Below are 22,743 nucleotides of genomic sequence, written 5' to 3' on the forward strand. Positions count from 1 at the left end.
GGGGTGACCGACGAGGTCGCCGGTTCCGTCGACGAGGAGTCGCGGCGGCTCAAGGCGCTGCTGCAGGACACCCTGGATCTCGGTCGCGCGCCGACCAGGCCGGAGCCAGAGTGGACCGACCATGCGGACCAGGATCACGCGGACGACGACCCGGGGGACGACGAGCGAGAAGGCGAAGGGGACCGGTCGCACGACGGCGACCCCGATGACGACCCGGCGGACGAGGGCGAGCACCCGCACCGGACCACCTCGCCCCAGCACGCGGCGGACACCTGCCCCGTATGCCGGGCCAGCCGCCTCGCCCACACCCTGGCGCCGGAGCTGATCGACGAGGTGGGGCGCGGGATGGAGGCGCTGGGGCGATCGCTCCGGGGGGTCGCGGCGGCGGCCAGACGGCATACTGACGAGCATCTGCAGGCACGGACGGACGAGGAGCGAGCATGACCACGATCGGTCTGGACGTCGGCGGCACCAAGATCGCCGGCGCCCTGGTGGACGAGGACGGCAAGGTCCTCGCTCGAGCCCGCCGCGAGACGGGGATCCCGAGCGCCGAGTCCGTCGCGAGCGCGTCGGCGGACCTCGTCCGCGAGCTGGCCCAGCACCAGGACGTCAAGGGTGTGGGCATGGCGGTGGCCGGGTTCGTGGACAAGTCCGGGGCGCACGTCGTCTACGGCACCAACCTGGGCATGCAGGACGAGCCGATGAAGCAGCGCATGGAGTCGCTCATCGACTACCCGGTCATCCTGGACAACGACGCCAACGCGGCGGCGTGGGGGGAGTTCCAGTTCGGCGCGGGGCGGGACAGCGACGACATGCTGCTGGTCACCGTCGGCACGGGCATCGGCGGCGGCATCGTGGTCGACCAGCGGCTGCTGCGGGGGGCCTACGGCTTCGCGGCGGAGATCGGCCACATGCGGGTGGTGGTCGACGGACCGCAGTGCGGGTGCGGCAACCGCGGCTGCTGGGAGATGTACGCCAGCGGCAGCGCCCTGCTCCGCTCGGCGAAGGAGCTCGTGTCCTCGGGCACCCCCCACGCGGCCCGCCTGCGCGAGGCGTGCGGAGGACGGCCCAAGGACCTCAAGGGCCAGGCGATCACCGAGCTCGCCAAGAAGGGCGACCTGGCCTGCATCGAGCTGCTCGAGGACCTGGGCCACTGGCTGGGCGAGGGCTGCGCGAGCATGACGGCGATCCTCGACCCCGACATGATCGTGATCGGTGGCGGCGTCGTCGAGGCGGGCGACCTCCTGCTCGACCCGGCCCGTCATGCCTACGGCCGTCAGCTGACCGCGCGGGGTCACCGCCCGGTGGCCAGGTTCGTCCCCGCGGCCCTGGGCAACGACGCCGGCATGATCGGTGCCGCCGCGATCGCCGCCGAGGTCTACGACGGTGCGGGGGCGGACGCGTGAGCGATCTCGCCATCGGGATCGACATCGGCGGGACCAAGGTCGCCGGGGGCGTGCTCGACGAGCAGGGCGCCATCGTGGCCCGAGCGCGCCGCGACACCCCGCACCGCAGCAAGAGCCCGGACGTCGTCGAGGACACCATCGTCGGGGTCATCGAGGACCTGCTGGGCCAGACGGCCCGCGAGGACGTGGTGGCGGTGGGGGTCGGCGCGGCGGGCTGGGTCTCGGCCGACCGGGCCACCATCCTGTTCGCGCCCCACCTGTCCTGGCGCAACGAGCCCCTCCAGGAGCGGCTGTCGACCCGGGTGCCCGTCCCGGTCTACGTCGACAACGACGCCAACGCCGCCGGGTGGGCCGAGCACCGGTTCGGCGCCGGGCGCGGCGAGACCCACCTCATGATGATCACGCTCGGCACCGGCATCGGTGGGGCGCTCGTGATGGACGGCCAGGTCCAGCGCGGTCGCTACGGCGTGGCGGGGGAGTACGGCCACATGATGGTCGTGCCCGGCGGCCACCGGTGCGAGTGCGGCAACCGCGGCTGCTGGGAGCAGTACGCCTCCGGCAACGCCCTGGTCCGCGAGGCGCGCAGCCTCCTGCTCGCCAACTCCCCGGTGGCCCACGACCTGCTCGAGCGGCTCGGGGGCGAGGACCAGAGCCTCACCGGACCGGTCATCACCGAAGCCGCGCAGGACGGTGACCAGACCTGCGTCGAGCTCATCGCCGACATCGGCCGCTGGCTCGGGACGGGACTGGCCAACCTCGCGGCGGCGTTCGACCCCGGCAGCTTCGTCATCGGCGGCGGGGTCAGCGCGGCCGGAGACCTGCTGCTCGGTCCCGCCCGCGAGACCTTCGCCCGCGAGCTGACCGGACGCGGCTACCGCCCGATGGCGCAGATCCTGCAGGCCAGCCTCGGCAACGAGGCCGGACTCATCGGTGCGGCCGACCTCGCCCGCACCGAGGTGCTCAGCACGTCATGACCGTGCGCGTCGCGAGCTACAACACGCGCGACTTCCTCGACGACCGACGGGCCGCGGCTCGCGTCGTGCGTGCGCTGGCGCCGGACGTCCTGCTGCTGCAGGAGGCACCCCGCCGCTTCTGGCCCGGTCCCCTGGTGCGGGACTTCGCGCGCGAGACGGGCCTGCGCTGGCCGGGTGGGCACCGCGGCTCGGGAGGCACCACCGTGATGCTCTCGGACCGGCTCACCCTGGTGGACTGCGTGCACCGTGGTCTCCCGGTGCCCCTGGGGCAGCGGACCCGCGGGTATGCCGTGCTGCGCGCCCGGCTCCCCGAGGGGTCGCTGCTGACGGCGGCGAGCGTGCACCTGGGGCTGTTCGAGGGGCAGCGGCTGCGGCATACGCACCAGATCCTCCGGGACCTGCCGGTCGAGGGGCCGCTGGTGGTCGCGGGGGATCTCAACGAGGGCCCGGGCGGGCCCAGCTGGCAGACCTTCGCCGGCCTGCTCGACGTGCTGTCGGTGGAGGAGCCGACCTATCCGTCCTGGGCGCCGGTCGAGATGCTCGACGTGGTCTGGGGCAGGGGTGTGCGGCGCGTGGACGGCACGCCACCGCCGGAGCTGGACCGACGAGGCAGGGACGTGCGCCGCGCCTCGGACCACCTGCCGGTGTGGGTCGACGTGGACGTGCTGGGGTCCTGACGCGGACCAGAGGCGATCTGGCCGATCGGCCGACCGCGGAGCACCAGCGTCGGGTGAGGGTCACACCCGGGCGCCGTCGTCGTCCTCGTCGTGCGTGCTGGGCAGCCGGAGCACCAGCCCGACGAAGGCCGCGACGGTGGCGAGACCGGCGAGCCACAGGTAGATGCGGGGGCTGGTGTGGCCCGTCAGGACCATCGTGAGCAGGACGATCGGCCCGGCCACCAGGCCGACCAGGATCGCCCACCAGACCGGGTCCGCGCGCCACGACGGCATCGGGGTGGGCGGTGGCGGCACGTAGTCGTCGTCCGGGTCGTCCGGGTCGACGGGAGGGGTCCACGACCGGTGGTCCGTCCCCATCGAGAGGCCGGAGCCGGGGTCGCGGTAGACGAGGCGGGGGTCGAGGGCGCGGCGCTGCTGCGGCGACGCTGGGGGAGCGGTTGGGGGAGCGGGCGGGGAGCCGGGCGGGGAGCCGGGCGGCGAGCCGGGCGAGGGGTCGGCCGCCGGTGGGGACGCGCGACGCCCGGGCGGGGGATTGATCGCCGAGGGGTGCGTCGGACGTCCGGGCGCGCTCTCGTGCTGCGGCGTCTCCCGACCCGTCCGGTCCGGCCGCCCCGCAGGATCGGGTCCACCCTCCCCGCCCGGCTCGGACCCGTCCTGCGCGCGCTGCTCGTCGTCCCAGCGCGCCACGATCTCCTCGAAGCGAGCGTCGATGTCGTCCGGCTCGTGGGTGCCCATGCCCTCAGCCTCGCCGCACGCGCTCGACGAACTCCACCGAGCGGTCGTGGATCACGTGCGCGTCGTGGTCGAGGGTGGCGACGTGGTAGCTGTCGGCCAGGCGCACGTGGGTGACGTCGGCGCTCGAGATGCGGCTCAGCAGCAGCTCGGAGCTGGACGCCGGGACGACGTGGTCCTCGTCCGACTGCATCAGCAGGACCGGCTGGGTGATCTCCGGCAGGTCCCGGACCGTCAGCGCCCACAGCTGCAGCATGGACGACAGCGCGTGCAGCGGCGTGCGGTCGTAGGCCAGCTCGGTCACGCCGGCGAGGCGGATGTCGCTGGCGATCCCGGCGATCGAGGGGGCCAGCCGGCGCAGGACGGGCAGGGCCCGCATGCGGGGGTCGTCGCTGCGATAGGCGGGGTTGACGAGCATCAGGCCGGCGATGCTCGGGCCGTGCTCCTCGGCCAGGCGCGTGACGAGCGCGCCGCCCAGGCTCAGGCCGGCGACGAAGACGGTGTCGCACTCGTCGAGCAGCCGCAGCAGCTCGCGCTCGAGCACGGCGATCCAGTCCTGCCACTGGGTGCGGTTGAGCGACTGCCAGGTCGTCCCGTGCCCCGGGAGGCGGGGGAGTCGCACGGCATACCCCTGGTCGGCGAGGTGCTGGGCCCAGGGCCGCAGGGACTGCGGGCTGCCGGTGAAGCCGTGGCTGACCAGGACGCCGACCCCGCCCCCCTTGGGCCGGCCGGGGCTGCTGAACGCCTCGGCACCTGGCATGACCTGCACGTCGACCTCCTGGTGGCTGAGCCGTCCGACACGGCCGTCCCAGGGTAACCGGGGCTGGGTTAGAGTGCTGATCACGCGCACAGATCGAGGTGGCCACGGTGCTGTACTGGTTCGTCAAGTCGCTGGCCCTCGGCCCGCTGCTGAAGCTGCTCTTCCGACCCTGGGTCGAGGGGTCCGAGCACGTCCCCACCCGTGGCGGAGCGATCCTGGCGAGCAACCACCTGTCCTTCTCGGACTCGTTCTTCCTGCCGCTGGTCCTGAGCCGGCGCATCACCTTCCCGGCCAAGATGGAGTACTTCACCGGCCGGGGGATCAAGGGCCGGCTGACGGCGGCGTTCTTCCGCGGGGTCGGCCAGATCCCCATCGACCGCTCGGGAGGCTCGGCCAGCGCCGCCGCCCTGAAGTCCGGTCTCGAGGTCCTGGACCGCGGCGAGCTCTTCGGCATCTATCCCGAGGGGACGCGCTCTCCTGACGGACGGCTCTACCGGGGCAAGACCGGGGTGGCCCGGCTGGCCCTCGAGGCGGGCGTGCCCGTCATACCCGTGGCCATGATCGGCACGGACAAGGCCCAGCCCACCGGCAAGATCATCCCCAAGGTCATGCGGATCGGGGTGCGCTTCGGCGAGCCGATCGACTTCTCGCGGTATGCCGGGATGGAGGGCGACCGCCACGTCCTGCGCGCCATGACGGACGAGATCATGTACGCCCTGATGGAGCTGTCCGGCCAGGAGTACGTCGACGAGTACGCCGCGACCCGCAAGCAGCGGATGGTGGACTCCGCCCGGGCCAAGGCCGAGGAGGCCAAGGTCAGGGCGCGCGAGCTGCAGGACCAGACGCGGGTCAAGGCCGACGAGGCGTTGACCCGGGCCAAGGAGCTCGGCGACCCGGCGGCCCTCAAGGAGCTGGGGGACCAGACCCTGGCGCGGGCCGAGGAGGCCATCGCCAAGGCCAAGGACCGACGCACTCACAAGGACTGAGACGTGGCGGCGCTGCGCTCGACGATGGCCGGGCTGGAGCGGGGGATCTGGCGCGGCATCGACGTCTTCCGCCTCCTGGCGCTGTGCTACGCCGCCAGCATGGTGTGGATGGAGCAGGACGTCATGACCCGCCCGTGGTTGGCGTGGGCGGTGCTGCTCGCCCTGGCCGCGTGGTCCTGCTGGCTGGCGACGCGTCAGGACCGCAGCGCGCCCGCCCTGGTGGTCGACGTGGCCCTGGCCTGCGGCGCGATCCTCGCCACGCTCGCCGTGCACCCACCCGCCGAGATCGCGGGAGGGGCGACGACCATCCCGTCGATGTATGCCGCCGCGCCCGTCGCCGCCTCGGCCGTCCGCTGGGGCCTGCGGGGCGCGCTGGGCTCGTCCGGGCTCGTGACGGTGGCCAACCTCGTGGAGGTCGGCCGACCGACGGGAGCCACGATCTACAACACCCTGCTGCTGGTCGTCGTGGCCGCCTGCCTCGGCATCTGCATGGAGCTGGCCCGCCGCAGCCAGGCCGCGATCGACGAGGGGCTGCGCCTGCAGGCCGAGGCCGCCGAGCGGGAGCGCATCGCCCGCGTCGTCCACGACGGTGTCCTGCAGACGCTCGCCCTCATCCACCGGCGCGGTGCCCAGGCCGGTGGCGAGGCCGCCGCCCTCGGGGCGCTCGCGGCCGAGTCGGAGCGTGACCTGCGCTCGCTCGTGACGGCGGCCCGCCCACGCGAGCGCCCCGACACGGCGACGAGCATCGACGTGCGGGCCGCCCTGCTGGCCCTGGCCGGGCCGGGGGTCGAGGTCGTGGCGCCGGCCGAAGCCGTGCCGGTCCCGTCGCAGCGTGGCCACGAGCTGGTCGCCGCCGTCGCCGCCTGCCTCGACAACGTCGCGCGTCACGCCGGGCCCGGCGCCCGCGCCTGGGTCCTGCTCGACGACCTCGGCCCGGCCATCGAGGTCACGGTGCGGGACGACGGCTGCGGCATACCGCCCGGTCGGCTGGACCAGGCGGAGCGCGACGGCCGGCTCGGCGTCGCGTCGTCGGTGCGAGGGCGGCTGCGCGACCTCGGGGGAGAGACGACCATCCGATCGACCGTGGGGCGGGGCACGACCGTGCGGCTGTGCCTGCCCGCCCAGGAGGAGTGACATGGCTCAGCAGACGGACACCCGTGAGGACGGCCGCCGGACCTCGGTGCTCGTGGCCGACGACCACCCGATGTGGCTGGACGCGGTGGTGCGCGATCTCGACGACGCGGGCTACGAGGTCGTGGGCACGGCCAACGACGGGGCCGCCGCCGTGCGTCGCACCCTGGCGACACGACCCGACGTCCTCGTCCTCGACCTCAACATGCCGGGGCTGAGCGGGCAGGAGGTCTGTGCCCGGCTCGCTGAGGCCGGCATCGCGACCCGCGTGCTCATCCTCACCGCCAGCGGTGAGCAGCAGGACGTCCTCGACGCCATCAAGGCCGGGGCCACGGGCTACCTGCTGAAGTCCACCGGCCGCACGGAGTTCCTCGCCGCGGTCCAGGCGACGGCGCAGGGCAGGGCCAGCTTCACACCCGGGCTCGCCGGCCTGGTGCTGGGGGAGTACCGCCGCCTCGCCACCCGCTCCGAGCGAGACCCCGAGCCGGGATCGGCGCCGGTGCCCGAGCTGACCGCGCGAGAGGTCGAGGTGCTGCGCCTGGTCGCGACGGGCATGTCCTACAAGGACATCGCGGCCGAGCTGACGATCAGCCACCGCACGGTGCAGAACCACGTCCAGAACACCCTGACCAAGCTGCAGCTGCACAACCGGGTGCAGCTGGTGCGCTACGCCATCGACCAGGGGCTCGACGGCCCGGCCTGACTCGCCTCAGGAGGTCGAGCCTGAAGATCAGGTCAGAAGGCCGGGTCAGAAGATCAGGTCAGAAGGTCGGGAAGCGCTCGCTCGTCTGCTCCGGGGGCAGGGTCTGCTCGCGCAGCACCTGGAGCACGCGGGCGTCGATGCCCTCGGGCGTCAGGCGCATCTCGAGGTTCTCCATGGCGCCCCACGCGTCCAGCGCGGTGGGGACGTCGCCGGCGTAGCCGAGACGCTCCAGCCGCTCGCGCACGTCCTCGAGCAGCGGTCCCTCGAGGGGCAGGACCTTGGTGGGTCGGCCGAAGTGCAGCTCGTTGAGCGCCACGAGGCGGTGCAGCTCCTGGACGGGCTGCGGGTGGTCGTCGACCCGCAGGTCGGCCAGGACGCCGCAGGCGTCGTAGCCCGCGCCGGGGTAGGTCGCGTAGACGCCGGCGCTCTGGCGGCCCCGACGGTCCCCGCCGGCGCGGTCGCCCGCGAGGAGGGTCTCGACCAGCCGGTCGACGAAGGGCAGGTGCGCACCCTCGAGCCAGGTGCGCTCCATCGAGGTGATGACCTCCTCGCCCGTGAGGATGTTGCCCTGGATCGCGTAGCCGCCGTCCGCGTCGCGCCCGGCGACGCCGCCGCACCAGGGGACGCAGTCCGCGCCGGTGAAGGTGACCTGGCTGGCCGAGCCCACGATGCCGACCTGGCGGGTGGACGTCTGGGAATCCTCCCCGGTGATGGCCGTCAGGGCCTCGTCGGCGGTGCGCCCCTCCTCGAGCCGGTCCAGCGCCGCCACGCGGTAGCCGGCGTTGGCCAGCGCCTGGCTGGCGACGGCGCCGACACCCGGGCGCACCATCGCCACCGGTCCGCTGGCGGCGAGGAACCTGCTCGCGACGGCGACGCCGTAGGCATCTCCGACGTTGGCCACGATCGAGAACGTCATGCGTCGACCCTAACGGCTGGGGGAGTCAGCGGCGCGGCGCCCGTGATGCGGACGCGTCCGGGCGGGGACGTCGCGGGCCCTAGGCTGGGGCGCGTGAGTACCGAACCCGCTCCCGAGCTCCTGACTGCCCTCGACGCGTGGCGCGACCTGCCCGCCGCCCAGCAGCCGTCGTGGCCCGAGGGGTCCGGCCTGGACGCGGCGGTCGACACGCTCCGCTCGATGCCGCCGCTGGTGTTCGCCGGCGAGTGCGACCAGCTGACCGACCGGCTGGCGTCGGCCGCCCGTGGCGAGGCCTTCGTGCTCCAGGGCGGCGACTGCGCCGAGACCTTCGCCTACGCCACGGCGGACAACATCCGGGACCGGGTCAAGACCCTCCTGCAGATGGCCGCGGTCCTCACCTACGGCGCCAGCGTGCCGGTCGTCAAGATCGGCCGTATGGCGGGGCAGTACACCAAGCCCCGGTCCTCGGACTCCGAGACGCGGGGTGACGTCACGCTCCCGGCCTACCGCGGTGACATGGTCAACGACTTCGAGTTCACGCCGGACTCGCGGCGGCCCGACCCGCAGCGCATGGTCCGGGGCTACCACGCCAGCGCTGCGACGCTGAACCTCGTGCGGGCCTTCACCACCGGCGGGTTCGCCGACCTGCGTCACGTCCACGCGTGGAACCGCGGGTTCTCCGCCAACGCCGAGTACGCCCGCTACGAGTCCATGGCGCGCGACATCGACAAGGCGATGCGGTTCATGCTGGCCTGCGGCGCCGACTTCGACGCCATGCGGTCCGTGGAGTTCTTCGCCAGCCACGAGGCCCTGCTGCTGGAGTACGAACGCGCCCTCACGCGCATCGACCACCGCACGGGCGTGGCCTACGACACCAGCGGCCACATGGTGTGGATCGGCGAGCGCACCCGCCAGCTCGACGGCGCCCACCTGGACTTCGTCTCGCACATCCGCAACCCGATCGGGGTCAAGCTCGGGCCGACGACGACCGGCGACGACGTCATGGCGATCGTCGACAAGGTCGACGCCGAGCGCCGTCCCGGCCGCCTGACCTTCATCACGCGGATGGGCGCCGGCACGATCCGCGAGGCGCTCCCCCCGATCGTCGAGCGGGTTAAGCAGGAGGGCGTCCAGGTCACCTGGGTGACCGACCCCATGCACGGCAACACCCACACGAGCGCGAGCGGCTACAAGACGCGTGACTTCGACGACGTGGTCGACGAGGTGCGGGGCTTCTTCGAGGTCCACGCCGACCTCGGCACCATCCCCGGCGGCATGCACGTCGAGCTCACGGGCAACGACGTCACCGAGTGCACCGGCGGCTCGATCCGCATCGAGGACGCCGACCTGTCCTCGCGCTACGAGACCGTGTGCGACCCCCGGCTCAACCACCAGCAGAGCCTGGAGCTGGCCTTTCTCGTCGCCGAGATGCTCGCCCAGCGGTCCTGAGCCCCACCTGGGTGATGTGAGAGAGTTCGTCCCATGCCTCGGACCGAGCCGCGCACCGTGCCCCCCGGGCAACGGCTCGTCGCCGAGCTCCCGGTGCAGCACTACGGGCGCGTCCCGGCGCTCTCGCCCGAGACATGGACGTTGTCCGTCGTCGGCGAGACGGCCGGGCCCGAGCGGGTCCTGACCTGGGACGACCTGCAGCAGCTGCCGCGCGACGCGATCGTGGCCGACCAGCACTGCGTGTCCAAGCTGACCAGCCAGGACGTCGTCTGGGAGGGCGTGCTGGTGCGCCACGTCGTCGACCTCGCACCCCCGGCCGATGGGGTCGGGCACGTCCTCGTCTCGGCGACCTACGGCTACAGCGCCAGCCTGCCGCTCGACGACCTCGTGTCGCCGCGCTCGCTCCTCGCCACGCACCGCAACGGTGAGCCCCTGTCCGCCGAGCGCGGGGGGCCGGTGCGCCTGGTCGTGCCGCACCTCTACGGCTACAAGGGCCCCAAGTGGATCGGCGAGATCGCCTACCTGCGCGAGCCGGGCCGCGGCTTCTGGGAGCAGCGCGGCTATCACCTGGTGGGCGACGTATGGCGCCAGGAGCGGTACGCCTACCAAGAATGAGTGTGACCGCGTGACCGCCAGACCGTGTCGCCCCATGACCGAGCAGCTGCACGACCGAGCAGCTGAAGGACCGAGTCGCTGCCTGACCGGGCGGCTGTGCGGGTCGCGTCACGGCTCGTGGTGCAGTGCCTCCAGCGGCGGGTCGTCCGCCGAGCGACCACGGCGACCCGCGAGCTCGACGACATACATCGCGGCCAGGACCAGCCCGCCGCCGAGGACCATGCGCGAGGTGGCCGACTCGCCGCCGAGCGTGACCGCGAAGCCCGCGGCGAACACGGGCTCGAGCGTCATGACGATCGCGGCGCGGCTGGCGCTCAGGTGCGCCTGGGCCCAGGTCTGCGCCCACAGCGCGCCGGCGCCGGCGACGACCGCCATGTAGACCACGGCCCACCACGCGGCGGGGGTCGGGGGCAGGCGCACGCCGTCGACGGCCGCCGTGACGGTGCACCCCACGGCGAGGGCGATCATCTGGACGGTCGCCAGTGCCGTGGCGAGCTCGGCGGTGGAGTACCTCGCCACCCCGAGGATGTGGATGGCGTAGACCGCGGCGCACGCCAGCGTCAGGGCCTCGCCGAGACCGACCGCAGACGCCACGTCACCGAGGGACAGGACGGCGAGACCGGCGACGGAGAGCACGACGGCGACCCAGGTGGGTCGTCCGACCCGCTCGCGCAGCAGGATCGCTCCGAGGACGGGGGTGAGGACGACGTACAGACCGGTGATGAAGCCGGACCGCGACGCGGCGGTGTGGGCGAGCCCCACGGTCTGCAGGACCTGCGCCAGGGCGTAGACGAGGCCGAGCAGCCCGCCGGCCATCCAGGCGCGTCGGTCCAGGGCCCGCAGGCTGCGGCCGAAGAGCAGGAGCAGGCAGACGGCGGCGATGGTGAACCGGACGGCCAGGAAGTCCACGGCGTCCATGGAGTCGAGCAGGTCGTGGATGAGGTAGAACGTCGAGCCCCAGACGGCGGTGACCGCCACGAGGGCGAGCGTGGCGAGGCCCGAGCGCGGTGCGACCGAGGGCCGCGGGGGAGCCACGGCCACTCAGACCACGACGACCGTGACGGTGCTTCCCTTGGGCGCGCGACCGCCGGAGGGGCGCTGCTGGGACACCAGCCCGAACACCTCGCCCAGCGGGGCGGACACCCGGACCTGGAAGCCGGCGGCCTTGAGCGCGGCGACCGCGTCGTCCTTGCTCCGTCCCCGCACCGACGGCACGGCCACCAGCTCCGGGCCCTTGGACAGCGTCACCGTGACGGTGTCGCCCTTGAAGAGCGTGCCGCTCGCGGGGCTGTGCTGCGTCACGGACCCCTCGGGCACCGTGGTGGAGTAGACGCGGTCGGGCGCCTCGGCATAGGTCAGGCCCGCCGCCGTGAGGGCGGTGCGCGCCTCGGCGGAGGTGCGTCCGGCGAGGGCGGGGACGGGGATGGGCTGACGACCCTTGCTGACGACGAGGGCGACCTTGGTGAGCGGCTTCAGCGAGGCGCCGGCCGCGGGGTCCGTGGAGACGACCTGGCCGGCCGGCACCTGCTCGTCGTGGGCCTCGGTGACCGCGCCGACGGACAGGCGGGTGTCCTTGAGGGCCTGCCGCGCCGCGTCCACCGGGGTGCCCCGGACCTGCGGCACCTGGTAGCGCTCGGGCCCGCGGCTCACGACGAGGGTGACGTCGTCGGTGCGGTGCAGGGCCGTGCCCTCGCCCGGCGACGCCTGGATGACCGACCCGCGCGGGACCCGCTCGTCGTAGGTCTCCTCGATGGCGGCGTCCAGGTGGGCGGCCGCGAGCCTCGACTGGGCGTCGGCGAGGGCGAGGCCCTGCAGGGCAGGCACGGTGGTGGAGGCACCGGGGCCCTGGGTGAGGTACCACGCGCCACCGCCCCCCAGCAGGACCAGGAACGCCAGCAGGGGGAGGAGCAGGCGCAGCCGGCGCCGGCGGGGGGCTGCTGACGGAGAGGCGGCGCCGCGCGTGGCGCCGACGGGGTCGCGGTGCTGCACCGGGGTGGGGATCGGTCGGGCGGACCCGGTTGCGCCGGAGCGCGGTATGGCGACCGTCGGGGTCGCCCTGGCCGCGGAGGCCTCCGGCTCGCGGGGCCGGGCGTCGAGGTCGTCGGGGGAGAGCTCCGCCCGCACCTCGCGCAGCCGCTCGGCCAGGGCGGCGCCGTCAGCGGGACGCTCCCCGGCGTCGCGGTGCGTGGCCCAGGCGACCACCTCGTCGAGCGCGGCGGGCACGCTGGGGACGACGTCGCTCGGGGCCGTGATGCTGCCGTGCACGTGCTGGTAGGCGACGTGGATCGGGGACTCGCCCTCGTAGGCCTTCTGACCGGTCAAGAGCTCGTAGAGGATCAGGCCGGTCGCGTAGACGTCGCTGCGCGCGTCGGCGATGCCCCGCTCGACCTGCTCGGGGGACAGGTAGGACACCGTGCCGAGGATCGTGCTGCTGGCGGCGGTGACGGTCTGAGCGGTGACGGCACGGGCCAGGCCGAAGTCGGCCACCTTGACGCGGCCGTCGTCACGGATGATGACGTTCTCGGGCTTGACGTCGCGGTGGATGATCCCGGCCCGGTGGGCCACGCCGAGCGCCTCGGCCAGGGGCACGACCAGGTCGAGGGCGGCACGAACCGTGAGGGGAGCCTCGGCGTGGACGACCTCGCGCAGGGTGCGACCCGGCACCAGCTCCATGACGAGGAACATGTCGTCATGGTCGATGCCCTGGTCGAACACCGCCACGATGCGCGGGTCGTTGAGGCGGGCCGCGGACCTCGCCTCGCGCTGGAACCTCGAGGTGAACGACTCGTCGTCGGTCAGCCCACGCCGCAGGATCTTGACGGCGACCTCACGGTCGAGGCGCTCGTCCAGGCCCTCCCACACGGACGCCATACCGCCGTCGGCGATGTGCCGGACCAGGCGATAACGCCCGTCCAGCACACGCCCGGGCGCGGTCACGTCGGTGGGTCGAGGCACCGTTCGATCCTAGGCGGGGGAGCCTCCCCGACCTCACATCCGGGACCGGTGTGCCTTGACGGAGGCGACGTAGCGGTGGGTCTCGCGGTACATCCCGCGCTTCTTGACCGAGGGGAGCCCCTGGTAGTAGGCGCCGATGGCCGCGTCCTCGCTGCCGGCGGTCGCCTGGAGCTGCTTGAGGATGACGACCCCGGCCGTGACGTTGTCGCGGGCGTCGCCGAGGTCGAGTCGGCGGCCTGCGAGCGACGAGGCCCAGCGGGCGTTGGCGGGCATCACCTGCATGGTGCCCCTCGCGCCGACGTGGGACGTGACGTCCTGGCGCCACCCGGACTCCTGGAGCCCGACGGCGAGCGCGAGCCGCCGGTCGACGCCGTGCTCGTCGGCCACCTGCTCGATGAGGGCGCGGACCTGGGCCTTCTGCGTCCCGGCAGCGGCAGGTGGGGACGTGCGGGCGGTGGCCCTGGCGACGGGTGCCTTGCTCGTGGGGGCCTTGGACGGGGGTGCCGTGCGCGTGGGGGCCGTGGTCGCGGGAGCCTGGCGACGTCCGGCCTGGGCGTCGGTGCCGGCCGCGGGGATCACGAGCCGCTGGCCGGGGTGGATGCGACGTCCCCCGCCCTGCAGGCCGTTGGCCGCGACGACGGCCTGCACGGTCGTGCCGGCGCGCCGGGCGATGGTGTAGGTCGAGTCTCCGCGGCGCACGGTGTAGTCCCCCTGGACGGCGGACAGCACCGACAGCGCAGACAGCGCCGACGCTGCGGACGCTGCGGACGTGGCGGACGCTGCGGAGGACGTGGACGGGTGCGACGTGGTGGACGGGGAGGTGGCGGTGGGGGTGATCGCGACGGCGATCGAGACGGCGGCGATTCCGGCGACGAGGGGCATCGTGGGTCCTTGTGGTCGGTGTCGGGGAGCGTGGTCCGTCCGGTGGGAGGTCAGGGCCCGAGCGCGTCGGGCGACCTTGAACGATCCAGCCCGTCCAGTGAAGCACGCTCACCCGGATGGCGCATCCGTGCGCGTCGACCGGCGCGCATGGCAGGCTAGGGGCCGTGAGCCGCTCCTCAGCCCCTGACCAGGTCCTCCTCGCCCGTCTCGACGAGCTCGTGCCCGAGTGGATCACCGTGCCCGACGTCGCCGAGGCGTGCGCCGTCCCCCTGGCGACCGTCCGGTCGTGGCTCGCGGAGGGTGAGATCGCGTCCGTGCGCCGCGGCGAGCGCAAGGTCGTGAGCATCCCCGCGACCTTCGTCCAGGACGGGGCGCCGCTGCACCTGCTGCGCGGGACCCTGTCGGTCCTGCACGACTCCGGCCTCAGCGACGCCGAGGCGATCGCCTGGCTGCACGAGCCGGACGACACGCTGCGCACCGGCACCCCGGTCGGCGACCTGCGTGCGGGGCACCGCACCGAGATCCGCCGCCGTGCGCAGGAGCTGGCCTTCTGAGGGTGACCCCGCGAGGCGGTGGCGCCTCCCGGCATACGGCCGGGGTCTCGTCAGCCGTCGGCCCGGCGGCTGACGCCGCTCAGGTGGTGCGGCTCGTGGCGTAGGTCGCGAGGTCGACGAGGACCTGACGGCCGTCGTCGAGGAGCGCCCGCGTGTCGTGCAGCCGCTCCAGACCCTGGGCCACGAGGCGCTCGATGTCGCGCTCGACCGCGTCGACGGCTCCGGACGCGACGATCGTCTCGCGCATCCAGTCCACCGTCTCGTCGTCCACGTCGGGGTCGCCGAGGTGGCGGCTGAAGCGCGCGGCGCGCTCGTCGTCGAGGGTGGACAGGGTGTGCGCCACCAGGACGGTGTGCTTGCCCTCGCGCAGGTCGTCGCCGGCGGGCTTGCCCGTCGCCTCGGGGTCGCCGAACACCCCGAGCAGGTCGTCGCGCAGCTGGAAGGCCTGGCCGACGGCCAGCCCGAACTCGCCGAGCTTCTTGAGGTCGCCCTGCTTGGCACCCGCCGCCGCGGCCCCGATGACGAGGGGGTGCTCGATGGAGTACTTCGCGCTCTTGTAGGTGATGACGCGGTGCGCCAGCCGCAGGCGCTGCTCGGTCGTGAGGTCGTCCCAGCCGCGCGCGGCCTCGAGCACGTCGAGGAACTGCCCGCCCATGAGCTGGGTCCGCATCTCGTCGAACACCGGCCGCGCGCCGTGCAGCTCGTGCCGGCTCAGCCCGGAGCCGGCGAACATCGAGTCGGTCCAGGTCAGGCAGAGGTTGCCGGCGAGGATGGCCCCCGCGACGCCGAACCGCTCCGACAGCCCCTCCCACTGCTGCTCCGCGTGGTGCGCGGCGAGGCGGCGGTGCGCGGCGGGCAGGCCGCGTCGGGTGTCGCTGTCGTCCATGACGTCGTCGTGGATGAGCGCCGCGGCCTGGAAGAGCTCCATCGCGGCGGCGGCCCGCACGATGGCTTCGTTGTCGTCGCCCCCGGCGGCGCGGTAGCCCCAGTAGCAGAAGGCGGCGCGCAGCCGCTTGCCCCCGCGCAGCAGGTCGGCGATCGCGTCGACGAGCAGGCGGGTGTCGCGCCCCACGGGCGCGAGCTGGGACGTGCGCAGGGCGATCTCCTCGTCGATCTCGGCCTGGACCCGGTGACGCAGCTGCGCCAGGTCGACGATCTCGGTCCCTGCGGTGGTCATCCCGGCATCCTCCGTCGGTGCGGCCCTGCGGCACTGTGAGTACGGCGACACGGGAGTGCCCACATGTCGGTGCAGACCGAGCCTACGCGGTCGGGTCACCTAGAGTCGCGGCCATGGCATCGGGCACGTCCTTCCTCGCTCCCCGCGACCTCTCCGGCATCTCCATCCCGGACATGCTGCGGTCCGAGGGGACGAGCTTCAGCTTCGAGTTCTTCCCGCCCAAGAACGACGAGTCGGAGCAGGTGCTGTGGGAGGCGATCCGCCACCTGGAGAAGAAGCGCCCGTCGTTCGTGTCGGTGACCTACGGCGCCGGCGGGTCCACGCGCGACCGCACGGTCCGCGTCACCCGGCGCATCGCCGAGGAGACGACCCTGCTGCCCATGGCCCACCTGACCTGCGTCGCCTCCTCGCGGGCCGAGCTGCGCAGCGTGGTCGGGGCGTATGCCGACGCCGGGATCCGCAACGTCATGGTGCTGCGCGGCGACCCCGCCGGCGGCCTCGGCAGCCCCTGGGTGGCCCACCCCGAGGGGCTCGACCACGCCGACCAGCTCGTGTCCCTGGTGCGCGCCCTGGGCGGCTTCACGGTGGGGGTGGCGGCGTTCCCCGACAAGCACCCCGAGTCGGCCTCGCTGGAGCAGGACGCCGACGTGCTGGTCGCCAAGCAGCGGGCCGGGGCGGACTTCGCGGTGACGCAGATGGTCTTCGACGTCGACAACTACCTGCGCCTGCGGGACATGGTGGCGGCGCGTGGCGGGACCCTGCCGATCATCCCGGGGCTGATGCCGATCACCTCGGCCAAGCAGATCACGCGCATGGCCGAGCTGTCCGGGGCCGCCCTGCCCGTCGCCGTGACGTCGCGGCTGGAGGCGGTGGGGGACGACGCCGACGCCGTGCGCGAGGTGGGGGTCGAGATCGCGACCGAGCACGCGTCCCGCCTCATGGCCGAGGGCGCGCCGGGGCTGCACTTCTACACGATGAACCGCTCGACCGCGACGCTCGAGGTCTTCGCCAACCTGGGGCACTGACCCTCAGCCGGTGCGGGTGCCCCAGTCGTCATACCTGCGCTTGAGCCGGACGATGCGCCGCAGCAGCCAGACCACGGCGACGATGCCGGCGAGCAGCAGGATCCCGGCCACCGTGGCGGCCGCCCAGGGATGCTCGGTGGCGAGGGTCATCACGCCGATCACGGCGACGTCCTCCGCGGACGAGATGGCGACGTTGCTGACCGGCTCCGGCGAGGCGTTGACCCCCGCGCGGATCCCGGCCTTGACCCCGTGGCTGGCCAGGGCGCTGAAGCCACCGGTCGCGGCGGCGAAGGCCTGCTCCAGCCCGGACCCCTCGTGGCCGGCCAGGAGATAGCCCAGGGTCGCGCCGACGGCCGGCCGGACGACGGTGTGGACGCTGTCCCACATCGAGTCGAGGTAGGGGATCTTGTCGGCGAACATCTCCAGCAGGAACAGCACCGCGGCGGCGATCAGCACGTCCGTGCGGGTCAGCACGTGCGGGACCAGGTCGATCGAGAAGAACCGCCCGGCCAGGCCCATGACGAGCACCACGGCGTAGGCGTTGATGCCGCTCGCCCAGCCGCTCGTGAAGACCATCGGTAGCAGCTCGGTCCCCATGGGTCCTCCTCAGTGATCGTGTGCTCGTGCTCGTGCTCGTGCTCGTGCTCGGGTCTCGCCGGGCCGGCGGCCTGGCTCGAGCCAAGGGCGTCCGACGACGACGCCTCACGGTATCCGGTCGGGGCCCCTCGGTCAGGGATCGACTGACCTGCGCCGATGCGCAAGCGGGTGACGTGGGGGTGGGGTCTGTCGGTGGTCGGGCCTAGAGTTCTCTCCATCGAACACATGTTCGGTTCACGGGTCGGTTGTTCGAAGGAGGACGGCGATGAGGCGGTGCGAGGACGTCATCGAGGTCAGGCACGAGGGCCGACCGTTGCAGTTCATCTGGCGAGGGCGCCTCTACGACGTGCGCGCGGTCGTCGACCACTGGCGCGAGCGCCGCCCGTGGTGGCGCGAGGTGCCCGACACGCGGTCCATCACCCCCGCCGACCTCGAGGAGGAGGTCTGGCGGGTCGAGGCGGCCCCCGGCCGCTCCGGCTCCCTCGGCGTCTACGACCTGGCGGTGCGCGGCTCGCGCTGGCAGCTCGTCCGGCTCTCCGACTAGGACTCCCCTCCGGCTCTTTCTCCGGCCTTCCTCCCGGCCCTTTCTCTCCCCTCTCTCCCCTCTCTCCCCTCTCTCCCCTCTATCTCCCTCTATCTCCCTCTCGTTCTTCTTCCGGCTCTCCCGACCGGACCGTATGACGAAAGCAGGTGCACCATGACCGCCACGATCGCCACCATCACGCGTCCGCCGCTGACCACGGCGACGCTCGACCTGCTCGACCGCGCCTACGCCGCCCTCGCCGAGGCGACCTGCGCGGGCACGACCGCCGACCGCTACGTCGCGGCGCACCTGTCGGGGCTGCGCGCCGGGGCGGCGCTGCTCGCCACCCGGGGACCGGTCTCGGGCCGGGGACGGCCCCGCAGCGTCTGGGAGCTGCTGCCGGCCGCCGCGCCGGAGCTGGGGGAGTGGGCCGCGTTCTACGCCGCCTCGGCGACCCGCCGCTCCGTGGCCGAGCGGGGTGGACCCGTCTCGGCGCGCGAGGCGGACGACCTGGTGCGGGCCTCCGAGACCTTCCTCGCCCTGGTCGAGTCCGCCCTCGGGGCCCCGCCGCACGCACCGCTGCCGTCCCTGCAGGTGGCCACCGGTGGCCGATGACTTCGTCCACCTGCACGTGGCGTCGGGCTGCTCCCTGCGCTACGGCACCACCCCACCGGCCGACCTGGTCGATCTCGCCGTGGGGCACGGCCAGGCTGCGCTGGCGCTGACCGACCGCGACGGCCTCTACGGCGCGGTGAAGTTCGCCCAGTCCTGCCTGGCCCGGGGCATCGACCCGATCCTGGGGGCGGACCTCGCGCTGGGCGAGGTCGCCGGGCAGCGGGCCAGGCCGGCCGGACGCACCCCCGTGCGCGGTGGTGCGGTCGTCGACCCACGGCTGCCCCGGGTCACCGTGCTCGCCCGGGGACGCTCCCGGGTCGAGCAGGGCCACGGCTGGGCGCGGCTGTGCCGGCTGGTGTCGGCGACCCACCTCGCGGGCGAGCGGGGAGAGCCGGTGACGAGCCGGGCGCTCGTGGCCGAGCACGCCGACGCCCTCACGGTGCTGGTCGGCCCCGACTCCGACGTGGGCCGGGCGGTCCTGCGCGGCCGGCCCGACCAGGCCCGGCACCTGCTGGAGCAGTGGCGGCACGCGCTGCCCGGGGACGCCCTCGTCGTCGAGGTCGTCCTGCACGAGGGGCCGCCGGGATCCGTCGGCAGCCGCCGCCAGGCCGCCGCGCTGCTCGCGCTGGCCGACGACGTCGGGGTCCCCGCCGTGCTGACCGCCGCCGTGCGCCACGGCCGCGCCGAGGACGCGGTCACGGCCGACGTGCTCGACGCGGCCCGCCGGCTCGTCGCCCTCGACACCCGGCACCTCGACCGGGTGACCACGCTGGGTCACCTCGCCTCGACCCCGGACATGCTCGCCCTCGCCCGCCAGGCGTGCGGCGGGGATCGCGCCCGCGCCGACGAGCTCGTGCGCACCACGCTGCGGGTCGCCGACGACTGCCGGCTCGACCCGCGCGGCGACCTCGGGATCGGATCGGTCCAGCTGCCCGAGCCCGGCATCCTCGGCATACGGCCCGGGCAGTCCCCCCAGGCGGTCCTGGCCGAGCGCTGCCGAGGCGCGCTGCTGACCCGCTATCCCGACGCGAGCGACAGCGGGCGGCGGGCGATCGAGGCGAGGCTCGACGACGAGCTGGGGGTCGTCGCCGGCCTCGGCTACCCGACCTACTTCCTCACCGTCGCGACCGTGTGCGACCTGATCCGCGACATGGACGGCCGGGTCGCGGCGCGCGGGTCCGGCGCCGGCAGCCTGGTCAACTACCTGCTCGGGATCAGCGGCGTCGACCCGATCCGCCACGACCTGCTGATGGAGCGCTTCTGCTCGCCGCTGCGCGCCCAGCTGCCCGACATCGACATCGACGTGGAGTCCGACCGGCGCACCGCGATCTACGAGCGCATCCTGGACCGCTTCGGCGGCGACCGGGTGACCTGCGTGTCGATGATGGACACCTACCGCGTGCGCCACGCCGTCCGGGACGTCGGGGGAGCGCTCGGCATGCCGCCCAACGAGGTCGACGCGATCGCCAAGGCCTTTCCCCACATCCGGGCCCGGGACGCCCGGTCGGCCATCGCCGACCTGCCCGAGCTGCGGGCGAGCGGCCTGGACGCGCCGCGGCTGCAGACCTTCTTCGACCTCGTGGAGCGGGTCGACGGGCTGCCCCGCCACATCGCGCTGCACCCGTGCGGGGTGGTGCTGTCCAACTCGGGGCTGCTCGACCGCACGCCGGTCGAGGCCAGCTGGCTGGGCTTCCCGATGAGCCACTTCGACAAGGACGACGTCGAGGCGATGGGGCTGCTCAAGCTCGACGTCCTCGGCATCCGCATGCAGTCCTCCATGGCCCACGCGGTGGCCGAGGTCGAGCGGGTCGACGGCGTCCGGATCCAGCTCGACGACCAGCGTCAGGTGCCGCTGGACGACGAGGCGACCTTCCGCCTGATCCGCAGCACCCACACCCTCGGCTGCTTCCAGATCGAGTCGCCCGGGCAGCGCGAGCTCATCGGCAAGTTCGGGCCCGAGAGCTTCGACGACATCATCATCGACATCTCGCTGTTCCGCCCCGGCCCGGTCAAGTCCGACATGATCACCCCCTTCCTGCGAGCCAGGCAGGGCTGGTCCGAGCCCGACCACCTGCACGAGACCCTCGTGCCCGCGCTGCGCGAGACGGCCGGGGTGGTGGTCTTCCACGAGCAGGTGCTGCGCATCGTCGCCGAGACGGCCGGGGTGACCCTCGCCGAGGCGGACGAGGTCCGTCGCGCCATGGGATCACCTGAGGGTCAGGTCGAGGTCGAGGCCTGGTGGCGCCCGGCGGCCGCGGCGCGCGGCTACGCCCCGGAGGACGTCGACCGGATCTGGGCCGTCCTCAAGGCCTTCGCGTCGTTCGGCTTCTGCAAGGCCCACGCAGCGGCCTTCGCCCTGCCGACCTACCAGTCCGCGTGGCTCAAGACCCACCACCCGGCGGCCTTCCTCGCCGGCGTGCTCACCCACGACCCGGGGATGTATCCCAAGCGGCTCATCCTCGACGACGCCCGCAACCTCGGCATCGCGGTCCTCGGCCTGGACGTCAACGCCTCCGACGACACCTATCGCGTCGAGAAGGTCGCGCCGTGGGACGAGCCGCCGCCGCAGATCCTCGACCAGCAGTCCCGGTCCCGGCCCGCGCACCCCGACCTGCCCGACGGGCGGGCCTACGGCATCCGGCTCTCCCTCTCGGACGTCAAGGGCATCAGCGAGGCCGAGGTGCAGCGCCTCGTCGCCGGCCGGCCCTACGTCACCCTGGCCGACGTGTGGAACCGCGCCCAGCCCTCGCGCCCGGTCCTCGAGCGGCTGGTGATGGCCGGGGCGCTCGACTCCCTCTACGGACTGTCGGGCCATCGCGCGGTCGCCGGGCTCGGACGTCGCGGCAAGGTCACCCGCCGCGACCTGCTCCTGCACGTGGCCGAGCTCGAGCGCTACAGCCGCGCCACCGCGCGCAGGGCACCACGTGGCCGCCGCGGGAGCGCACCCGCCGCCGTCGACCGACCCGCCGCGTCATCGGCCGGTGGCCGGCAGGCCTCCGACCGGCATGACCTCGACCGGCAGCGCGCGGACCTGAGGCCCGCCGCGCCGGACGTGCGCGCCGCCGCCGCGCGTCAGTCCCGGCAGCACGCCCCCGTGGCGCCCGCCGGGGAGCAGCCCGTCCAGCTGGCCCTCGACCTCGGGGACGAGCCCACGCTCACCGCGGGCAGCGGGCTGCCCGAGATGACCCAGACCGAGCGGGTGCGCGCCGAGCTCGACGTGCTGGGCCTCGACGCGACCGCGCACGTCCTCGAGCCCTACGCCCCGATGCTGCAGGCCCTCGGCGTGGTGCGGTCGGCGGACCTCCTGGGCTGCCGCAGCCGCGCCGTCGTGCACGTCGCCGGGGTCAAGGTCGCCACCCAGACCCCGCCGGTCCGCTCGGGACGGCGCGTCGTCTTCCTCACCCTCGACGACACGACCGGACCGGTCGACGCGACCTTCTTCGAGGACGTCCAGGGTCCCTACGCCTCCACCGTCTTCCACTCCTGGATGCTGCTCGTCCGCGGCGAGGTGCGCCGCACCGGCCCCCGGGGGATCTCCCTGCGCGCGACCGGCGCGTGGGAGCTCGGAGCGCTGTGGGACGCGTGGCTGCGCGACGGGCCGCGCGGCGTGCACGACCTGCTGGCCCAGGTCGACGCCGAGGCCCGCGAGCTGGCGGCCGAGGCCGAGCGGGCGACCGGCACCGAGGGACAGCGCACGCGTCGGGTCCTGCGCCACGCCTCGGGGTTCGAGCAGTCGCCCTATGCCGACATCAAGCCCGCGGGGGGCGACCAGGGCGAGGCCCACCGCACGCCGCCGCGCAAGCTGTGGCACTCCAGCCCGGGCAGCTCGGGGCACTAGGGTGGACGAGACGGCGCGTCCGCGCGCACCCCGCCCCGAAGGAGCCCAGCGATGCCCGACCACGCGGACCGACCCGCGGCCCGCCGCTCCCGCGGCACCGGTGTCGAGACCAACCTGCGCACCGCCGCCGTGTGGGAGGCCGTCCAGTCCGTCGCCGACGACCTGTCCGCCCAGCTCGACCGGCCGCTGCGGGTCCTCGACCTCGGTGGCGGCACCGGCGGGGGCGCC

General features: G+C 73.8%; 22 protein-coding genes. 14 read left to right on the forward strand and 8 right to left on the reverse strand.

The window, feature by feature from the left end; translation table 11 throughout:
• Positions 1-3 precede the first annotated feature (3 nt).
• Genes B4E97_RS15345 through B4E97_RS15360 form a run of 4 tightly spaced genes read left to right on the forward strand, consistent with a single transcriptional unit; the run spans position 4 to position 3,057 of the window.
• Positions 4-444, forward strand: a complete 441-nt coding sequence (locus B4E97_RS15345) for a hypothetical protein (RefSeq protein ID WP_156911078.1) — start codon at positions 4-6, stop codon at positions 442-444.
• Positions 441-1,406 (forward strand): ROK family glucokinase, encoded by a 966-nt coding sequence (locus B4E97_RS15350; protein WP_029209984.1) that lies wholly within the window; start codon positions 441-443, stop codon positions 1,404-1,406. Before B4E97_RS15345 ends, B4E97_RS15350 begins: the two co-directional genes overlap by 4 nt.
• The gene (locus tag B4E97_RS15355; protein WP_239266498.1) at positions 1,403-2,380 is read left to right on the forward strand and encodes an ROK family glucokinase; all 978 of its coding nucleotides are present in this window, start codon (positions 1,403-1,405) and stop codon (positions 2,378-2,380) included. Before B4E97_RS15350 ends, B4E97_RS15355 begins: the two co-directional genes overlap by 4 nt.
• Entirely contained in the window at positions 2,377-3,057 is a 681-nt protein-coding gene (locus tag B4E97_RS15360; RefSeq protein ID WP_239266496.1) for an endonuclease/exonuclease/phosphatase family protein, read from the forward strand. Before B4E97_RS15355 ends, B4E97_RS15360 begins: the two co-directional genes overlap by 4 nt.
• Before the next feature lie 60 nt (positions 3,058-3,117).
• On the opposite strand, the gene B4E97_RS15365 is transcribed toward B4E97_RS15360, so the two are convergent.
• A complete protein-coding gene (locus B4E97_RS15365; protein WP_286960583.1) occupies positions 3,118-3,792 on the reverse strand; it encodes a hypothetical protein in 675 nt (224 codons plus the stop codon).
• Positions 3,793-3,796: 4 nt separating this feature from the next.
• Positions 3,797-4,549 carry an alpha/beta hydrolase gene (locus B4E97_RS15370; RefSeq protein WP_286960597.1) on the reverse strand — a complete coding sequence of 251 codons (753 nt, stop codon included), beginning with the start codon at positions 4,547-4,549 and terminating at the stop codon, positions 3,797-3,799.
• A 107-nt stretch (positions 4,550-4,656) separates the two neighbouring features.
• Between B4E97_RS15370 and B4E97_RS15375 the strand changes: the two genes are divergently transcribed.
• The 3 genes from B4E97_RS15375 to B4E97_RS15385 are packed head-to-tail and all read left to right on the forward strand — an operon-like array spanning position 4,657 to position 7,369.
• On the forward strand, positions 4,657-5,535 hold the full coding sequence (locus B4E97_RS15375) for a lysophospholipid acyltransferase family protein (RefSeq protein ID WP_156911079.1): 879 nt from the start codon (positions 4,657-4,659) through the stop codon (positions 5,533-5,535).
• Positions 5,536-5,538: 3 nt separating this feature from the next.
• On the forward strand, positions 5,539-6,669 hold the full coding sequence (gene macS / locus B4E97_RS15380) for a MacS family sensor histidine kinase (RefSeq protein ID WP_029209988.1): 1,131 nt from the start codon (positions 5,539-5,541) through the stop codon (positions 6,667-6,669).
• Between the two features lies 1 nt (position 6,670).
• Complete coding sequence (locus B4E97_RS15385) at positions 6,671-7,369, forward strand: response regulator (protein WP_019287049.1); 699 nt, start codon at positions 6,671-6,673, stop codon at positions 7,367-7,369.
• Between the two features lie 58 nt (positions 7,370-7,427).
• Here B4E97_RS15385 and B4E97_RS15390 read toward each other — a convergent pair whose 3' ends face one another.
• Positions 7,428-8,285: a DUF1028 domain-containing protein gene (locus B4E97_RS15390; protein ID WP_029209989.1), complete on the reverse strand. Its 858-nt coding sequence runs from the start codon at positions 8,283-8,285 to the stop codon at positions 7,428-7,430.
• A gap of 45 nt (positions 8,286-8,330) precedes the next feature.
• On the opposite strand from B4E97_RS15390, the gene B4E97_RS15395 reads away from it, so the two are divergent.
• Both B4E97_RS15395 and B4E97_RS15400 read left to right on the forward strand, forming a co-directional pair.
• A complete protein-coding gene (locus B4E97_RS15395) occupies positions 8,331-9,734 on the forward strand; it encodes a class II 3-deoxy-7-phosphoheptulonate synthase (RefSeq protein WP_084412315.1) in 1,404 nt (467 codons plus the stop codon).
• A gap of 33 nt (positions 9,735-9,767) precedes the next feature.
• Positions 9,768-10,349, forward strand: coding sequence for a molybdopterin-dependent oxidoreductase (locus B4E97_RS15400; protein ID WP_029209991.1), 582 nt, complete (start codon positions 9,768-9,770; stop codon positions 10,347-10,349).
• 108 nt (positions 10,350-10,457) lie between these two features.
• Here B4E97_RS15400 and B4E97_RS15405 read toward each other — a convergent pair whose 3' ends face one another.
• The 3 genes from B4E97_RS15405 to B4E97_RS15415 all read right to left on the reverse strand — a co-directional run bounded on the left by B4E97_RS15405 (position 10,458) and on the right by B4E97_RS15415 (position 14,186).
• Entirely contained in the window at positions 10,458-11,327 is an 870-nt protein-coding gene (locus B4E97_RS15405) for a DMT family transporter (protein WP_286958025.1), read from the reverse strand.
• 63 nt (positions 11,328-11,390) lie between these two features.
• The gene (gene pknB / locus B4E97_RS15410) at positions 11,391-13,304 is read right to left on the reverse strand and encodes a Stk1 family PASTA domain-containing Ser/Thr kinase (RefSeq protein ID WP_029209993.1); all 1,914 of its coding nucleotides are present in this window, start codon (positions 13,302-13,304) and stop codon (positions 11,391-11,393) included.
• A 33-nt stretch (positions 13,305-13,337) separates the two neighbouring features.
• Positions 13,338-14,186: a LysM peptidoglycan-binding domain-containing protein gene (locus B4E97_RS15415; protein ID WP_029209994.1), complete on the reverse strand. Its 849-nt coding sequence runs from the start codon at positions 14,184-14,186 to the stop codon at positions 13,338-13,340.
• 164 nt (positions 14,187-14,350) lie between these two features.
• On the opposite strand from B4E97_RS15415, the gene B4E97_RS15420 reads away from it, so the two are divergent.
• Positions 14,351-14,740 (forward strand): Rv2175c family DNA-binding protein, encoded by a 390-nt coding sequence (locus B4E97_RS15420; RefSeq protein ID WP_019287057.1) that lies wholly within the window; start codon positions 14,351-14,353, stop codon positions 14,738-14,740.
• 79 nt (positions 14,741-14,819) lie between these two features.
• Here the strand turns inward: B4E97_RS15420 and B4E97_RS15425 are convergent, their stop codons facing one another.
• Positions 14,820-15,917: a polyprenyl synthetase family protein gene (locus tag B4E97_RS15425; protein WP_286958023.1), complete on the reverse strand. Its 1,098-nt coding sequence runs from the start codon at positions 15,915-15,917 to the stop codon at positions 14,820-14,822.
• Positions 15,918-16,030: 113 nt separating this feature from the next.
• Here B4E97_RS15425 and metF point away from each other — a divergent pair, with 113 nt between their 5' ends.
• Positions 16,031-16,942 carry a methylenetetrahydrofolate reductase [NAD(P)H] gene (gene metF / locus B4E97_RS15430; RefSeq protein WP_019287059.1) on the forward strand — a complete coding sequence of 304 codons (912 nt, stop codon included), beginning with the start codon at positions 16,031-16,033 and terminating at the stop codon, positions 16,940-16,942.
• A 3-nt stretch (positions 16,943-16,945) separates the two neighbouring features.
• Here the strand turns inward: metF and B4E97_RS15435 are convergent, their stop codons facing one another.
• Positions 16,946-17,539 (reverse strand): DUF4126 domain-containing protein, encoded by a 594-nt coding sequence (locus B4E97_RS15435; RefSeq protein ID WP_019287060.1) that lies wholly within the window; start codon positions 17,537-17,539, stop codon positions 16,946-16,948.
• A gap of 265 nt (positions 17,540-17,804) precedes the next feature.
• Here B4E97_RS15435 and B4E97_RS15440 point away from each other — a divergent pair, with 265 nt between their 5' ends.
• The 3 genes from B4E97_RS15440 to B4E97_RS15450 all read left to right on the forward strand — a co-directional run bounded on the left by B4E97_RS15440 (position 17,805) and on the right by B4E97_RS15450 (position 22,515).
• The gene (locus B4E97_RS15440; protein ID WP_019287061.1) at positions 17,805-18,083 is read left to right on the forward strand and encodes a DUF6504 family protein; all 279 of its coding nucleotides are present in this window, start codon (positions 17,805-17,807) and stop codon (positions 18,081-18,083) included.
• Between the two features lie 153 nt (positions 18,084-18,236).
• Positions 18,237-18,677 carry an SAV_6107 family HEPN domain-containing protein gene (locus B4E97_RS15445; RefSeq protein ID WP_286958022.1) on the forward strand — a complete coding sequence of 147 codons (441 nt, stop codon included), beginning with the start codon at positions 18,237-18,239 and terminating at the stop codon, positions 18,675-18,677.
• Complete coding sequence (locus B4E97_RS15450; RefSeq protein WP_286960587.1) at positions 18,667-22,515, forward strand: DNA polymerase III subunit alpha; 3,849 nt, start codon at positions 18,667-18,669, stop codon at positions 22,513-22,515. The genes B4E97_RS15445 and B4E97_RS15450 overlap by 11 nt, the downstream gene beginning before the upstream one ends.
• Positions 22,516-22,743: the final 228 nt, after the last annotated feature.

It is taken from the genome of Arsenicicoccus sp. UBA7492, assembly GCF_002479615.1.
GTDB lineage: Bacteria > Actinomycetota > Actinomycetes > Actinomycetales > Dermatophilaceae > Arsenicicoccus > Arsenicicoccus bolidensis.